The sequence below is a fragment of the Brachybacterium netajii (SeqCode) genome, from assembly GCF_054114245.1.
On record NZ_JBSYXB010000003.1, the window covers coordinates 341,328 to 357,224 of the forward strand.

Here is a 15,897-nt window from a genome sequence, read left to right on the forward strand (position 1 = left end):
ACGGGAGTTCCGGCGGCCGACGAGCGGGCCGGCCGACGGGAGCGGGCCCGTCGGCCGGCGGGCGGTCAGATCTCGCGCGAGCCCCAGAGAGTGCGGCCGTCGGGGCCGAGGACGCTGAAGGTCGTGGTCCAGGCGTCCCAGCCCTCGTGCCAGCCGAGGTCGAAGACGCCGTCGAAGCGGACGCCGTCGATCTCGATGACCGCGCGGTCGGAGCCCTCGAGCGCCCAGGTCCCGGTGACGGATCCCGTGATCGTGCCGTCGTCCTCGAGGCGGATCGGCGTCGAGGCGACGACGTCGGCCGAGATCGCGCGGCCGTGGTCGACGAGCTGCCAGCTCCCCGCGAGCGTGTCCGAGCGCAGGCAGCGCGCGCGGCCCGAGGCGAAGGAGCGCGCCGACTCGCCGCCGTAGCGGTGCGGCGCGACCACGAGCCAGCCGGTGCTGGTGGTGCGCAGGCGGTGGACGCGCACCTGGTGGAACTCGCCGGTGTCCGGGAAGCGGGTGTGGAAGAAGAGGTAGGGCTGGTCGTCGGCCGGATCGGTCCACGCCGAGACGTGGCCGGGGGAGACGTAGCCCTGGCCGACGAGCGTCGTCGTGCCCTCGTCCGTCGTGCTGGAGCCCGTGGAGCCCGTGGAGCTCGAGGCGTCCGACGAGACCTCCTGGGTGAAGCGGTGGTTGCCCATGAGCTTCGCCGCGTAGGGCTCGATGGTCGCGTCGTCGAACAGGGGCAGGCTCGCGTCGGAGCGGCAGTCGCGCAGGTCCTGGCCCATGGGGTCGAGGTAGGGGCCCTCGATGTCGGTCGCGCGGCCCACGCGGACGTTGTAGCCGCCCGCGGCGTCGAGGCCCCCGAAGGTGACCAGCAGGTAGTAGTAGCCGGTCTCCTCGGAGCGGATGATGTACGGCGCCTCGATGCGGGAGTGATTGCCGCCGATGAGGTGGATGCCGTAGCCCTGGTCCGGCAGTGGCTGGCCGGTGTCGGGGTCCAGCTCGAGCAGGAAGATGCCGCCCGAGTAGGAGCCGTAGACGAGGCGGTGGCGGCCGTCGGCGTCCACGAGGTGCTGCGGGTCCACGGCGTTGGGGTGCACGAGCGGGTCGTAGATCGCGCCGTCGGGGCTGGCCTCGCCCCACATGCCCGAGCGCAGGAAGATCCCCTCGTCGACGTAGGGGCCCTCGACCTCGTCGGCGATCGCCGAGCCGAGCGCGGAGCGCGGGGACGAGCCCTCGCAGGCGCAGTAGTACATGCGGAAGCGGCCGTCGGGGGTCTCGGCGACGTCCGGCGCCCACAGGGTGTCGGTGTTCGCCCAGGCGAAGGCCTCGGCGAGCTCCTCGGTGACATCGTCGAACAGCGGGTTCTCGGGCGTGACCAGGTCGGCGACGGAGGTCCAGGCGAGCCGGTCCTCGGTGCGGGCGGCCGCGAGATGCGAGCCGAAGACGTAGGTCGTCCCGCCCGTGACGATCACCGAGGGATCGTGCACGGAGACCTCGGCGAAGGTCGGCACCGGCAGGTCGGCGAGGGCCTTCGTCGCGCGGTCGCGGGAGCGTCCGCCGTTGTTGCCGCTGTTCCCCTTGCCATTGCCCTTGCCGTTGCTGCCGCCCTTCCCGGAGGGCGCGGCGGCGGCCGACGGGGCGAGCGCGGCGGCGCCGCCGATCGTCGCGAGGGCCGTCGTCGCCGCGAGGATGCCGCGGCGGGAGAGCCCGGCCGGGTGGGCGGGGCGGGATGCGCCGTCGGACGCGCTGTCGGGGGCGGGGGACGGGATGGGCGTGCTCATGCTCGGCTCCTTGCTGGGTCCCGGATCGCGGCGTCGTCGGTGACGCCGGGGACTCCGCTGTCGTGATCCGGCGCCGAGATTACAGCGTTGAAATGGCGCTGTAAAGGGCGGATGCGCGAAGCAAGGAGGGGTGGCCGCGGTCGGAGCGCGATCGGAGCGCGGTCGGCCCGCGGTCAGTCCGCGATCACTGCGGGCTGGCCCAGCGGTGCCGGATGTCGTCGACGAGCTCGCGCAGATCGGCCTCCATGTCGATCGTCGGGTCCAGCAGCCACTGCACTTGCAGACCGTCCATCTGCGCGATCAGGGTGCGCACGATGCGTCCGACGGGGGCGTCGGCGCGCACCTCGCCGCGCTCCTGCCCGGTGCGCAGCGCGCTCTCCAGGAGCTCGGCGGCGTGCGCGAAATGATCGCGCATCCAGCCGTGGCCCGGATGCTCCGGCTGCACGGCCTCGCCGATCACCGAGGTGTACAGCGCGACCAGCTCCCGCCGCCGCATGTTCGTGCCGGCGAGCCGGATCAGCGCCTCCAGGGCGTCCCAGCCGCCGTGGCGGGCGAGCTCGTCGTCGAGCCGGTCGGTCTGGTCGCGATGCTCGAGGACGGCCGCGAGCAGGGCGGGCTTCGAGGGGAAGTGGTGGGCGAGGCCCGAGGGCGAGATCCCGGCCGCGGCCGCGACCTGGGCCATCGAGGTCGCGGTGTACCCCTGGGTGCCGATCAGCTCGACGGCCGCGCGGAGCGCGGCATCCCGCACGACGGCCGAGTCCTGGCCGCGCGGGCGGCCAGGACGACGGCGGGGTCGACCGGCTCCGGGATCTCCCGGGTCGGCTGTGGTCACGGTTCCCCTCCGTCGGTGCGGCGTCGATGCCGACCGGGTGGGGCGGACGGGCCCTCGGGACCGCCGGTCTGCTCGGCCTCTCAGCGTACTCCGCGGATGAACATGGTGATCACGGCGCCGAGGACGGCGGCGATGGCGGCCGCCACGAGCAGGGCGGTGAAGTCGGTGCCGCCGCCGAGGTTGGCCAGCAGCACGCCGCCGAGGCCCGGCGCGAGCGACTGCGGGAGGGCGTTGGCCATGTTGAAGACGCCGAGGTCCTTCCCGGCGTTCTCGCGGTCGGGCAGCACGTCCAGCACGAGGGCCAGGTCGACGGCGACGTAGGTGCCGTAGGCGAGGCCCATGATCGCCTCGCACACGTAGAACGCGGTCACGGTGTCGGCGTGCAGGAGCCCGTAGGTGCCGATCCCGAAGATGAGGATCGCGACGGCGACGAGGACCTTGCGTCGGCCGAGCTTGTCGGAGAGCCAGCCGGCGGCGACGCTCGCGACCATCGAGACGACGGTGTAGACGGTCACGCCGATCGCGACGGCGGCGGCCGCGGTGGTGGGGTCCAGTCCCAGGTGGTTCGTCATGTACAGCAGGCGGAAGGTGATGAACAGGTAGGACGCCAGGATGATCAGGAAGCGTCCCCACCAGGCCAGACCGAAGTCCGGGTGCTTCAGCGGGTTGGTCCAGAAGGTCGCGACGAGCTCGCGGAGGTTGAAGGGGTAGCGGTTGGCGACCAGCACGGGCTCGGGGAGCATCAGCGCGTAGACCGTCATGAGGATGACGCCCAGCAGCGCCGGGATCATGAACAGCAGCAGCATGTCGTCGACGAAGAAGGCGGCGAGCCAGGTCGCGACCATGACGCCGGCGTTCTGGGCGATGCCGATGAGGCCCGAGGTCTTTCCGTACTGCGAGCTGGGGAGCTGGTCGGCGACCGAGGCGAGGAAGGCGGCGAAGGCGACGTTCGCGAACGCCTGCGAGATGAACCAGCCGACCGCCATCAGCACGGGCCCGCCGGCCAGCGCGATCAGCAGCAGCGAGAGCATCAGGCCGACGATGCCCAGCAGGATCCACGGCCGACGGCGCCCGAAGCGCGAGGTGGTGCGGTCCGAGAGGCGCCCGCCGATCGCGTTGAACAGCACCGCGGCGAGGGCGCCGGGGGTGACCACCATGGCCGTCATCGAGGCCTGCTCGGCGGGGATCGCGGTGAGGGTCTGGACCTTGAGCTGGATCGACACGGTCGCCGGGGCGAGGAGCGCGACGAAGAGGCCGAACTGGGCCAGCATGATGCCCGCGATGAACCAGACCGGCCGCTCGCGGTCGGGCTTGATCCCCAGATGCGGGATCGGGAGCGCCGGCCCCAGACGGTTGGGGCTGCCCTGGAGATCGATCGTCGGGTCCGGCGGGAAGCCCGTCTGGGGGGTCGGTGCGCTCACAGTGACTCCTTCGTCCGTGTCCGCCGGGCGTCGTCGCCGGGCGAGGACCGCGCGGGTCCGACGCCGATTATTAGTGGAAGGCCACTAATTTGTCGAGTACTTCTTGACCGCTGGAAGGAAAAATCTTCAGCAAAGCCTCTGACCTGCGGTGATGTCGGGATGGTCGGCGTGGTCCGACGGGCGGGCATCGCGCGGGCCGACGGGCGGGCGCCGCGTGGGCCGACGGGCAGCGGCGGTGCAGGGCGCACGACGACGCCCCTGCCGGATCGTCGGCAGGAGCGTCGAGAAGGGGTGCGGAACGCCGGTTCAGCGCCGGTAGGTGAGCACCCGGAACCGCAGCCCGGAGGCCGAGGAGCGCCAGGGGGAGTCCGCCGCGACGGCGGGGGTGTCGTCGTCGGCGCCGACGACGAGCGAGAAGTCCGCGGGGATCGCCGGGGCGCGGGTGTCGCCCTCGACCTCGAGGTCGATCTCGGAGACCACCAGCAGATCCGCCCGGTCCATGGCCTCGGCGTAGACGGCTCCGCCGCCGATCACCCAGAGCGTCCGCGCGCTCGCCGCCGCGCCGTCGGCCGACGAATCGGCGACGTCCGACGAATCGGCGGCGGCCGACGAACCGGCGGCGTTCGCGGAGCTGGCATCCGACGAGGCGTCGTCGGCCGCGCTCGCCGCCGCGAGGCGGAGCGCCTCGTCGAGGTCCCGCGCCCGCAGGGCGCCCTCGAGGGGGTAGGCGTCGTCGCGGGTGATGACGATGTTCGTGCGGCCCGGCAGCGGACGGAAGCGGGGCGGGAAGGACTCCCAGGTGCGCCGGCCCATGATGACGGGAGCGCCGAGGGTCGTGCGCTGGAAGTGGCGGAGGTCCTCGGGCAGGTGCCAGGGCATGGTGCCGCCGGCGCCGATGATCCCGTCGTGCGCCTGCGCCCAGATCATGCCGATCCGCGGGGCGGCCGCGTCGTGCGGGGCGGGCGCGTCGTGCGGGGCGGGCTGCGCCATCAGACGGCCACCGGGGCCTTGATGCCCGGATGGTGCTGGTAACCGACGATCTCGATGTCCTCGGGCGCGTACTCGAGGATCGAGTCGGGGCGGCGGGCGAGGCGCAGCGCGGGATACGGGAAGGGCTCGCGGGCGAGCTGGCGCTCGACCTGCTCGACGTGGTTGTCGTAGATGTGGCAGTCCCCGCCGGTCCACACGAAGTCGCCGACCTCGAGATCCGCCTGCTGCGCGATCATGTGCGTGAGCAGGGCGTACGAGGCGATGTTGAAGGGAACGCCGAGGAACATGTCGGCGCTGCGCTGGTACAGCTGGCAGGACAGCTTCCCGTCGTGCACCTCGAACTGGAAGAGCGCATGGCAGGGCGCGAGCGCCATGGCGGGGATGTCGGCCGGGTTCCAGGCCGAGACGATCAGGCGCCGCGAGTCCGGGTTCGTGCGGATCTGCTCGACGACGTCGGTGATCTGGTCGATCACGCCGCCGTCGCGGTCGGGCCAGGAGCGCCACTGCGCCCCGTAGACGGGGCCGAGGTCGCCGTTCTCGTCGGCCCATTCGTCCCAGATGGTGACGTCGTGGTCGTGGAGGTAGCCGATGTTGGTGTCGCCGCGGAGGAACCACAGCAGCTCGACGATGATCGAACGGGTGTGCACGCGCTTGGTCGTGATGAGCGGGAACCCCTGGGAGAGGTCGAAGCGGATCTGCCGGCCGAAGACGCTGCGGGTCCCGGTGCCGGTGCGATCCTCCTTGTGCGCGCCGTTCTCGAGCACGTCGCGCAGCAGGTCCTCGTACGGGGTGGGGATGCTCATCGGTCCTGTCGATCCTGTTCTCGCTGCTGGGGGCGTCGGCCGCTCGCACGGCCGACGGGACGGCCGCCGCCGCGGCCGGTGGACGACCGCTGCCGCGGCCGACGGGCGGGGCGCGCGCGAGCCCTCAGGAGGCGGGCGCGGTGGACTCCCGCACCACCAGATCGTAGGCCGTCTCGACGGTGCGCGGCGGGCCGTCGTAGCCGGCGATGCGCTCCGCGAGGAGATCGAGGGCCGTCGAGGCCAGCTGGTGCTTGTCGGGTGCGATCGTCGACAGCGGGGGGAACGAGTAGCTGGCGTCGGGCGTGTCGTCGTAGCCGATCACGGCGACGTCCTCCGGGACGCGCCGGCCGTGCGCGCGCAGGCGCAGGAGGGCGCCGATCGCGATCTCGTCGTTCGCGCAGACGATGCCGTCGACCTCGGGGAACCGTGCCAGCAGGGCCTCCGTGCCCTCGACGCCGTCGGGCCGGTGCCAGTCCCCGACCTCCTGGATCGCCGCCGGATCGGGCGCGATCCCGTGCTCCGCGAGCGCCCGCAGGAAGCCGTCGCGGCGCAGGGTGCCGGAGCTGTGGGGCTGCTCGCCGAGGGGCGTGGTGATCGCGCCGATGAACGCGAGGCGGCGTCGGCCGGTCTCCAGCAGATGGCTGGTCGCGTCGAAGGCCGCGCGGCCGTTGTCGATCTTCACGTAGTCGCAGCCCAGCGGGAGCTCATCGGGCAGGTGCTCGCCGATGAAGACGGTCGGCTGGCTGGTGCGCTCCATGGCCGCGAACTCCGCCTCCTCGAGGCGCAGCGGGTTGAAGATCACGCCGTCGCCGAGGACCCGCTTGAAGCCGCTGAGCACCGTGAGCTCCTCCTCGCGGCCCGACGACGTGGAATGCAGCACGACCGTGCGGCCCCGACGCTGCGCCTCGTCGATGAACGACTGCGCGATGTCGGAGAAGTAGGTGAAGGCGAGCGAGGGGAGGGCGAGCGTGATCATGCCGCTGCTGCCCGTGCGCAGCTGCTGCGCGGCGGCCTGCGGCCGGTAGCCGACCTGCAGGATCGCCTCGCGCACTCGCTCCCGGGTGGACGCCTTGACGTGCGGATAGTCGTTGACGACGTTCGACACCGTCTTGATGGAGACGCCCGCGAGGTCCGCGACGTCGCGGAGCGTCGGCGGACGGGGCTGACCCGAGCGGGGGCGAGGAGGCATGAGGGGGATTCTTCCATCCGGGACGACGGCCCGGGGCGCGGGCGCGTCAGGCGGCGGCGAGGCGCTCGGCGAGCAGCTGGCGCCGGGCGGAGACGAGCAGCTCGACGACGAGCATGATCGCCGCGGCGCCCCAGAGGGCCGCGACCGGCGGCAGCACGGTGCCCACCAGGACGATCGCCGCGACCGTGACCAGCAGCGACAGGGCGGTGCCGGGGAAGGCGAGGGGGAACAGGACCGAGGCGCGCAGCGCCTCGCCGGCCGAGAGGCCCTCGTCGGCCAGGAGCGTCGTCGCGATCAGCCAGGCGAGGACTGCGAGGACCAGCACGAGGACCGAGGCGGCGAGCACGAGGCTCGTCAGGGCCGTCGGCCCCGGGAGGGCCATGGCGCCGGAGCCCAGCAGGAGCAGGTTCGCGCCCGCGGCGAGGGCGAGGACGCCCGAGGGCGCCGCCGCGAGGGTCGACCTCGTCAGCGACGCCCTCCAGGCGGCCCCCATGGTGCGCACGATCGGCAGCGGCTCGTCCCGGCGGACCGGGCCGACGACGCGCGCCGCGGCCGTCGCCGCCGGGGCGAGGCCCAGCACGACCAGCCCGGCCAGCGTCAGCGCGATCATCATCAGCTGCACCAGCACCAGCCGCGTGGCGACGCGCAGCCACACCATGAGGGCCTCGGACATCGGATGCTCAGCCCTTCGAGCCGGTCAGGGCGATCGACTCGATGATCTGGCGCTGGAACACGAGGAACACGACGAGCACCGGCAGCAGCGCGACCAGCGAGGCTGCCATGATCAGCGGATAGTCCGTCTGGATGGCGTAGGTCGCGTTGAAGTTCGCGATGACCAGCTGCAGCGTCTGCACGTTCTCCGAGTTCAGGTAGATGATCGGGCCGAGGTAGTCGTTCCACACGGCCATGAACCAGAGGATGAACTGCGCGGCGACCGCGGGGCGGATCAGCGGGAAGATGATCTTCACGAAGATCTGCGGATAGGTCGCGCCGTCCAGGAGGGCGGCCTCCACGAGCGAGTCCGGCACGTTGTGCAGGTACTGGCGCAGGAAGAACACCATCATGATGTTGCCCAGCAGGCCCGGGACGATCAGCGGCAGCAGGGTGTCGACCCAGCCGATCCTCGCGAAGATGATGAACGTCGGGATCATGAGCGCCGGGAACGGGACCATCATCCCGCCCAGGATCGCCAGGAAGATGCCGTTCTTGCCGGGAAGGCGCAGCTTCGAGAAGGCGAAGGCGGCCATCGACGAGGTCAGCGTGCCGATGATGGTGACGGTCAGGGAGATGATCACGCTGTTGCGGATGCCCGAGAGCAGCGGCCCGGCCTCCCAGATGCGGGCGTAGTTCGACCAGACGAACGGGTCGGGGATCCACTGCGGGGGCAGCTCGAACACGCCCTCCATCGTCTTCAGCGACGTGGAGATCATCCAGATCAGGGGCGCGAGCATGAGCACGGAGCCCAGGGCGAGCAGGGTGACGACGACGGCGTTGGTGATGCGGTATGTGCTGTGGCGGGACATGGCTTCACTCCACCGAGAAGGAGTTCCGGGCGTTCAGCCGGAACTGGATGAGCGTGATGACGAAGATGATGAGTCCGAGGACCAGGCTCATCGCGGTCGCGTATCCGAGCTGGAGGTTCTGGAAGCCCTTCTGCCAGATGTACCAGACGATGGTCGCGGTGGAGAACTCGGGGCCGCCCGTCGGCGTCATGATGTTGATCTCCGTGAAGACCTGCGAGCCGCCGATGATGTTGGTGACCACGAGGAAGAACGTGACCGGTCGCAGCATCGGGAAGGTGATGTGGCGGAAGACGTTCCAGGAGCCGGCGCCGTCGAGCTCCGCCGCCTCGTAGAGCGAGCGCGGGACCGACTGCAGGGCCGCCAGGTACAGCAGCATCGAGAAGCCGAGGCCCTTCCACACCATCATGAGGACCAGGGCGGGCTTCGAGGTCGCGGCCTCGTTCAGCCAGTTCGGGCCGTCGATGCCGATCAGCGCGAGGCCCTGGTTGATCAGGCCGAAGTCGCCGTTGAGGGCCCACTGCCACAGGATCGAGATCGCGGCGAGCGAGGTGACCACGGGCAGGTAGTAGATGACGCGGAACAGCGAGCGGCCGGGGATCCTGCGGTTCAGGGCGATCGCCAGCAGCAGCGAGATCGACAGGCCGATCGGAATGCCGATCATCATGAACAGCGTGTTCCAGAGCGACTTCCAGAAGTAGTCGTCGGAGGCCATCTGCCGGAAGTTGTCGAGACCCGTGAAGGTGGGCGAGCTGAGGCCGTTCCAGTTCGTGAACGCCGCATAGAGCGAATAGCAGAACGGGGCGACCGCGAACAGCAGGAAGCCGATCACGAGGGGCGCGATGAAGATCGTGGCCCAGCGGCGCTCGGCCTTGTGCAGGGCGTTCGTCGTCCCCGAGGGGCGGGTGCCGGAGCGGCCGCCGGAGGCGCGGCCGACGGGCCCGTCGGCGCCCGCGCCGCGCTGGGCGCGACGGCCGGAGCCCGTGGGGCCGCCGGAGCGGGGATCCCCGCGGTGCGTGCGATCGGTGTCGACGGCGCTCATCGGTACTCTCCTCGGTCGAACTTCTCCTGCTCGTTGGCCGCATCCAGGAGGTCCTGCATGCGCGGCTGCACCCAGGTGCAGTACTCGGCGGCGGTCTGCTTGCCGTCCAGCACGGGCTGGATGTTCGTGAAGAACTCCGTGTACCACTCGGCGTTGTAGGTGTTGTAGCCGGGGAGGGGACGCCCGTAGTCCTCGACGATGCGGATCATCTCCTCCTTGTTCACCGGCATGTAGGTGTCGTCGGAGGCCCACTCGATCGCCGTCGAGCGGATGTTGGAGAGCTGGATCCCGGCGTCGACGAGCAGCGCCTGGGTGTCCGGATCGGCCGAGAGGTACGCCGCGAGGCGGGTGGCCATCTCGGGGTTCGAGGTCGTCGCGGAGACGCCGATGCCGAGCGACCCGATCCAGGTGGACGGGCTGCCCGTCGAGCCCGCGGGGTAGGGGATGAGGTCCCACTCGAAGTCGAGCTCGCGGTAGGTCGAGAGGTCCCAGGGGGCGACCGGGAAGAAGCCGATCTGGCCGCGCATCCAGCGCTGGTAGGTGTCCAGGGTCTGCGACTCGGCGATCGACGGGGTCACCCCGTGGACGTTCTGGAGGTCGGCGAAGTACTGCAGGGCCTCGGCGAACTCGGGGGTGTCGACGGTGACCTCGGTGGCGGCCTCGTTCGACCAGTCGCCGCCGTTGGACCACACGAGCGCCTGCAGGTTCCACGTGACGTTCAGGCCGGTGCCCCACTGGTCCAGCTCGCCGTCGCCGTCGAGATCCACCGTGAGCGCCTGGCAGACGTCGACGAACTCGTCCCAGGTGTAGGGGACCTCCGGATCGGGCAGCGGGAGGCCCGCCGCCTCGAACATGGTGCGGTTGTAGCCGAAGGAGAAGGGTCCGATGTCCTTGGGCAGGCCGTAGATCGCATCGCCCTGGCCCTGGAGCTCGCCGTCGTAGCGGTAGAGGTCCACGGCGAGCGGCCACAGCTCGTCGACCGCGGCGCCCGTGCCCTCCAGGTAGGGGGTCATGTCCTGGAGGACCTCGTTGATGGCGTACGCCTTGACCTTGCCGGAGTCGAAGTAGAAGACGTCGGGCGTCTTCTGCCCCAGGATCGCGGCCTGGAGCTTCGTGTCGTACTGGTCGGCGTTGGTGACGATGACGTTGACCGTCACATCGTTCAGGCGCTCGAACTCGGCGATGGCCTGGTCGTACGCGGCGCGTTCGTCGATGCCTCCGCGAAACATGAAGGTGATGGTGTTGGGGTCCGAGGTGGCGAGGTTGCCACAGCCTGTCGTGGCGAGCCCGGCGGCGGCGGCCGTTCCCGCGAGGAAACTTCGTCGTTTCATGGTGTTCCGTCCTGCGAGCAGCGAGTCTGCACGGTGATGATCGCGCTGGGATGCGTCGATGCGGAGTGCAGCGGAGCGATCGAGCAGGACATTACAGCGTTGTAAAGCAAAGTGGCAAGGGGCGGGCTTCGCAGAGGGGTCGGATGTCTCGTCGTTCGGCGGCGAAAACGGCATGTGACCGGTAGTGATGCTGTTGGTCACGGATCGGGAACAACGTTGTAGAACGGCGCGTCGGCCGCGCGTCGGCCGCGCGTCGGTCGCGCGTCGGTCGCCCGTCGGTCGCCCGTCGGCCGACGGGTGCGGCGCGGGCCGAGGGATCGGCGCGGGCTGAGCGGCCCGGGGTCAGTGGCGGGGTGCGGAGCTGTCGCGCACGACGAGCTGATGCGGGGCCGTGACGATCCGCGGCGGGCCGTCGTGGCCCTCGATCCGCTCGATCAGCATGTCCAGCGCGATCCGCGCGAGGAAGGCCTTGTCGGGGCTGATCGAGGTCAGGGTCGGGAAGGCGAAGGGGGCGTCGGGGGAGTCGTCGTAGCCGACGACGGCCACGTCCTCGGGCACGCTCCGGCCGCCCTCGCGCAGGCCCGCGAGGACGCCGAGGGCGAGCTCGTCATTGCCGCAGACGATCGCATCGACCTCCGGATGCTCCTCCAGGAGCCGGAGCGCGGCGTCACGGCCGTCGGCCCGATGCCAGTTCTCCACCTCCGGCGCCGGCGCCGACGCCGGATCGATCCCGCGCTCGTCCAGCGCCCGACGGAAGCCCTCCATGCGCAGCGCCGCCGAGCTGTGGGGGTGCAGCACGGGCCCGATCGGCAGGGCGCCGATGAAGGCCGGGTGCTCGCGGCCGCCGTCGAGCAGGTGCGCCGTCGCATCCGCCATCGCGCGCGTGTTGTCGATGCGCACGTAGTCGGAGCCCCGCGGCAGGGACGCCTCGGGGACGTGCTCGCCGATCAGGACCGTCGGCTGCGGGAACTCGGCCGTCCGCGCGAAGATCTCCTCCTCGATCAGCAGCGGCGAGTAGATGACCCCGTCGCCGAGGCGGCGCTTGAAGCCCTCGAAGACCTCGAGCTCCTGCTCGCGGCCGTCGGAGGTCGTATGCAGCACGACCGTGCGCGAGCGCACCCGCGCCTGGTCGATGAAGTGCTGCGCGATGTCGGAGAACCAGCCGAAGGTCAGCGAGGGCACGGCGAGCGTGACGATGTCGCTGGACCCCTTGCGCAGCTGCTGGGCGGCGAGCTGCGGGCGGTAGCCCGTCCTGTCGATCGCCGCCTGCACCTTCTTGCGGGTCTCGGGGCGCACGTGCGCATAGCCGTGGACCACGTTGGAGACGGTCTTCATGCTCACCCCGGCCAGCTCCGCGACATCGGCGAGGCGAGGGGGTCGTCGGCGGCGGGAGGGCTGAGCGGTCATGGCCCGGATTCTCTCACTCGGCCGAAGGAGCGGCCGACGGGGCGGCGGGCAGAGGCGGTCGGCGCGAGCGGCTTGACGGGTGCGGAGGGGCGTGGTTGGCTTATGTACAACGTTGCACGAACGGCGGTCGCAGGGCAGTCGGGAGCGTTCATGCATAGGCGCCCGACCCTCCCGTCTCTCCCGCTCACCCTGTCATCCCGCCGTCCCGCACCCCCTGTTCATCCCGCAGTCCCGCCCTCCACCGATGCCGTTGAAAGGCCACCCCTGATGTCCAGCACCGCAGCACCCGCCGCCGTCGACGCCGCGTCGACCGCCGGCTCCGTCTCCCTCGCCCTGAACCCCGCCTTCTCGGTCGCCCCCGTGCGCCGCCGCACCTTCGGCGCCTTCGTCGAGCACCTCGGCCGCTGCGTCTACACCGGCATCTTCGAGCCCGAGCATCCCTCGGCCGACGAGGACGGCTTCCGCACCGACGTCCTCGCCCTCACCCGCGAGCTCGGCGTGACCTCCGTGCGCTACCCGGGCGGCAACTTCGTCTCCGGCTACCGCTGGGAGGACGGCGTCGGCCCCGTCGAGGAGCGTCCCGCCCGCCACGACCTCGCCTGGCACTCGACCGAGCCCAACACCGTCGGCCTCGACGAGTTCATGACCTGGGCCGACAAGGCCGAGGTCGAGCCGATGTACGCCGTGAACCTCGGCACCCGCGGCATCGAGGAGGCCCTCGACGTGCTGCAGTACGCGAACGCCCCCCAGGGCATCGCCTACTCCGACCAGCGCGCCGCGAACGGCCACCCCGACCCCTACGGCATCCGCATGTGGTGCCTGGGCAACGAGATGGACGGCCCCTGGCAGGCCGGCCACAAGACCGCCGAGGAGTACGCGCGCGTCGCGACCGAGGCCGCCCGCGTCATGCGCCAGGAGGACCCGGACCTCGAGCTCATCGCCTGCGGCTCCTCGAGCTCCTCGATGGACACCTTCGCGGCCTGGGAGAACACCGTGCTGACGGAGGCCTACGACCTCGTCGACATGATCTCCGCCCACGCCTACTACGCGGAGAAGGACGACGACCAGGCGTCCTTCCTCGCCTCCGCCGACGACATGGACCACTTCATCGAGTCCGTCGTCGCGACCGCCGACCATGTGCGCGCGAAGCTCAAGAAGGACAAGCGCATCATGATCAGCTTCGACGAGTGGAACGTCTGGTACCAGCATCGCGCCGAGTCCCGTCCGCCGCAGGGCGACGACTGGCCCGTCGCGCCCGTGCTGCTGGAGGACATCTACTCCGCGCAGGACGCCGTCGTCTTCGGCAACCTGCTGATCTCCCTCCTGCGCCAAAGCGACCGCGTCGCCTCCGCCTCCCTCGCGCAGCTCGTCAACGTGATCGCCCCGATCATGACCGAGCCCGGCGGCCGCGCCTGGAAGCAGACCACCTTCCATCCCTTCGCCCTCACCTCCCGGTACGCGAAGGGCCAGGTGCTGCAGGTCGGCATCGATGCGCCGACCTTCGGCAACGCCCGCTTCGGCGACTCCGCCTCGGCCGACGCCGTCGCCACCTGGGACGCCGAGTCCGGCGACCTCGCGCTGTTCATCGTCGATCGCGACCCCGCGCAGGAGCTCTCCCTCGACGTCGACCTCTCCGCCTTCGGGGACCTCGAGCTCGTCGAGGCCGTCACCCTCCACCACGAGGACGCCTACGCCGCGAACTCGGCCGACGCCCCCGACACCGTCGCCCCCGAGGCCAACGCCTCGATCGCCGTCGACGGCACCCGCCTGACCGGCACCCTGCCCGCGATCTCCTGGACCATGGTCCGCCTCGCACGCCGCACCGCCTGATCCGCACCAGCCGACGGGCCGGGCCTCCGCTCGGCCCGTCGGCCCCGCACCGCCTGATCCCGCACCGCACCCTTCGAAGGAACAGCCATGACCGCTTCCTCCCTGACCGCGAACCTGGTCTCCGCGCTGGGCACCCCGGCCACCGGGTCCACGACCCGCACCGCCGAGGGCCCCGCGACCGTCGTCGTCGACCTCGACCTCGCCGGTCCCGTCATCTCCCGCCACCTGTACGGCCACTTCGCCGAGCATCTGGGCCGCTGCATCTACGGCGGCTTCTTCGTCGGCGAGGACTCCGAGATCCCCAACACCCGGGGCATCCGCGACGACGTCGTCGCCGCGCTGCGCGCGCTGAACATCCCGAACCTGCGCTGGCCCGGCGGCTGCTTCGCCGACGAGTACCACTGGAAGGACGGCATCGGCCCCCGCGAGGACCGCCCCCGCGTCGTCAACTCCCACTGGGGCGACGTCGTCGAGGACAACTCCTTCGGCACCCACGAGTTCATGGACCTCGTCGAGCTCCTGGACACCGTGCCCTACGTCAACGGCAACGTCGGCTCCGGCACAGTGCAGGAGATGTCGGAGTGGATCGAGTACCTGACCCGCGCCGACGACTCCCCGATGGCCGCGCTCCGTCGCCAGAACGGCCGCGACGAGCCCTGGAAGATCCCCTTCTTCGGCATCGGCAACGAGTCCTGGGGCTGCGGCGGCAACATGCGCGCCGACGACTACACGGCCCTCGCCCGCCAGTTCTCCACCTTCGTGCGCGAGCACGCCGGGAACAAGATCACCCGCATCGCCGGCGGCGCCAACGTCGACGACTACGGCTGGACCGAGGCCCTCATGAAGGACGCCGGCCCGCACCTGCCCTACCAGGCGATCTCCCTGCACAACTACACCTTCGCCCACAGCTGGGAGGAGAAGGGCTCGGCCACCGACTTCACCCCCGAGGAGTGGTACACCGCCCTCGCGAACGCCGCCCGCACCGAGGAGCTCGTCTCCCGCCACTCCACGATCATGGACCGCTACGACCCCGAGAAGAAGGTCGGCCTGGTCCTCGACGAGTGGGGCACCTGGTGGGACGTCGAGCCCGGCACCAACCCCGGCTTCCTGTACCAGCAGAACACGGTGCGCGACGCCCTCGTCGCCTCGATCCACTTCGACGGCTTCCACCGCCACGCCGACCGCCTGATCATGGCGAACATCGCGCAGACGGTGAACGTGCTGCAGGCGATGATCCTGACCGACGAGGAGTCCGGCGCCCTCGTCCTCACGCCGACGTACCACGTGTTCCGCATGAACGCCGCCCACCAGGATGCGCGCTCGCTCGCCACCCACGTGTCCCTGCCGGAGGCGCCGAAGGACGTCGAGGGCCGCGCCCTCCCGCTGGTCTCCGCCTCCGCCTCGGTGCGTGAGGACGAGGGCACCGCCCTCATCTCGCTCTCGAACCTCGACGCCGACGAGGCCCGCACCCTCGTGCTCGACCTCCGCGGCCGCGAGATCGCCGACGTCACGGCCACGCTCCTCACGGGCGAGGGCACCGCGACCTTCAACTCGCCGGAGCACCCCGAGGCCGTCGTCCCGGTCGCGCTGACCGACGTGCGCGAGCACCCCAAGGGCCTCGAGCTCACCCTGCCCGCCCACTCCTTCGCGACGGTGAGCCTCACCCTCGCCTGAGCCGGCGGCGGGGCCGAGGCCGGCCGGTCCATCCCGGCCTCGGCGGCGGCCCCGACGCAGACAGTCCGATCCCGTTCTCCGGAGATGCATCT

Annotated in this window: 13 protein-coding genes; 2 read left to right on the forward strand and 11 right to left on the reverse strand. The window is 71.0% G+C overall.

The window, feature by feature from the left end; genetic code table 11:
- Window positions 1–65: 65 nt before the first annotated feature.
- From ACXET9_RS08785 to ACXET9_RS08835, 11 genes are all read right to left on the reverse strand, one after another.
- Window positions 66–1,766, reverse strand: coding sequence for a glycoside hydrolase family 43 protein (locus ACXET9_RS08785; protein WP_457886162.1), 1,701 nt, complete (start codon window positions 1,764–1,766; stop codon window positions 66–68).
- A 184-nt stretch (window positions 1,767–1,950) separates the two neighbouring features.
- The gene (locus ACXET9_RS08790; protein ID WP_457886164.1) at window positions 1,951–2,598 is read right to left on the reverse strand and encodes a TetR/AcrR family transcriptional regulator; all 648 of its coding nucleotides are present in this window, start codon (window positions 2,596–2,598) and stop codon (window positions 1,951–1,953) included.
- Between the two features lie 80 nt (window positions 2,599–2,678).
- The gene (locus ACXET9_RS08795; RefSeq protein WP_457886165.1) at window positions 2,679–4,019 is read right to left on the reverse strand and encodes an MFS transporter; all 1,341 of its coding nucleotides are present in this window, start codon (window positions 4,017–4,019) and stop codon (window positions 2,679–2,681) included.
- A gap of 306 nt (window positions 4,020–4,325) precedes the next feature.
- A complete protein-coding gene (locus ACXET9_RS08800) occupies window positions 4,326–5,009 on the reverse strand; it encodes a dihydrofolate reductase (protein WP_457886167.1) in 684 nt (227 codons plus the stop codon).
- Window positions 5,009–5,812 (reverse strand): thymidylate synthase, encoded by an 804-nt coding sequence (locus ACXET9_RS08805; protein WP_457886168.1) that lies wholly within the window; start codon window positions 5,810–5,812, stop codon window positions 5,009–5,011. The genes ACXET9_RS08800 and ACXET9_RS08805 overlap by 1 nt, the downstream gene beginning before the upstream one ends.
- Before the next feature lie 124 nt (window positions 5,813–5,936).
- Entirely contained in the window at window positions 5,937–7,001 is a 1,065-nt protein-coding gene (locus ACXET9_RS08810) for a LacI family DNA-binding transcriptional regulator (RefSeq protein ID WP_457886170.1), read from the reverse strand.
- 46 nt (window positions 7,002–7,047) lie between these two features.
- Complete coding sequence (locus tag ACXET9_RS08815) at window positions 7,048–7,674, reverse strand: DUF624 domain-containing protein (RefSeq protein ID WP_457886171.1); 627 nt, start codon at window positions 7,672–7,674, stop codon at window positions 7,048–7,050.
- A 7-nt stretch (window positions 7,675–7,681) separates the two neighbouring features.
- Window positions 7,682–8,524 carry a carbohydrate ABC transporter permease gene (locus tag ACXET9_RS08820; protein WP_457886172.1) on the reverse strand — a complete coding sequence of 281 codons (843 nt, stop codon included), beginning with the start codon at window positions 8,522–8,524 and terminating at the stop codon, window positions 7,682–7,684.
- A gap of 4 nt (window positions 8,525–8,528) precedes the next feature.
- Window positions 8,529–9,563, reverse strand: coding sequence for an ABC transporter permease subunit (locus ACXET9_RS08825; protein ID WP_457886173.1), 1,035 nt, complete (start codon window positions 9,561–9,563; stop codon window positions 8,529–8,531).
- Entirely contained in the window at window positions 9,560–10,894 is a 1,335-nt protein-coding gene (locus ACXET9_RS08830) for an ABC transporter substrate-binding protein (RefSeq protein WP_457886174.1), read from the reverse strand. Before ACXET9_RS08830 ends, ACXET9_RS08825 begins: the two co-directional genes overlap by 4 nt.
- A 342-nt stretch (window positions 10,895–11,236) precedes the next feature.
- Window positions 11,237–12,301 (reverse strand): LacI family DNA-binding transcriptional regulator, encoded by a 1,065-nt coding sequence (locus tag ACXET9_RS08835; RefSeq protein ID WP_457886175.1) that lies wholly within the window; start codon window positions 12,299–12,301, stop codon window positions 11,237–11,239.
- A 267-nt stretch (window positions 12,302–12,568) separates the two neighbouring features.
- On the opposite strand from ACXET9_RS08835, the gene arfA reads away from it, so the two are divergent.
- Both arfA and ACXET9_RS08845 read left to right on the forward strand, forming a co-directional pair.
- Window positions 12,569–14,131: an arabinosylfuranosidase ArfA gene (gene arfA / locus ACXET9_RS08840; protein WP_457886176.1), complete on the forward strand. Its 1,563-nt coding sequence runs from the start codon at window positions 12,569–12,571 to the stop codon at window positions 14,129–14,131.
- An 87-nt stretch (window positions 14,132–14,218) separates the two neighbouring features.
- On the forward strand, window positions 14,219–15,805 hold the full coding sequence (locus tag ACXET9_RS08845) for an alpha-N-arabinofuranosidase (RefSeq protein WP_457886177.1): 1,587 nt from the start codon (window positions 14,219–14,221) through the stop codon (window positions 15,803–15,805).
- Window positions 15,806–15,897 lie beyond the last annotated feature (92 nt).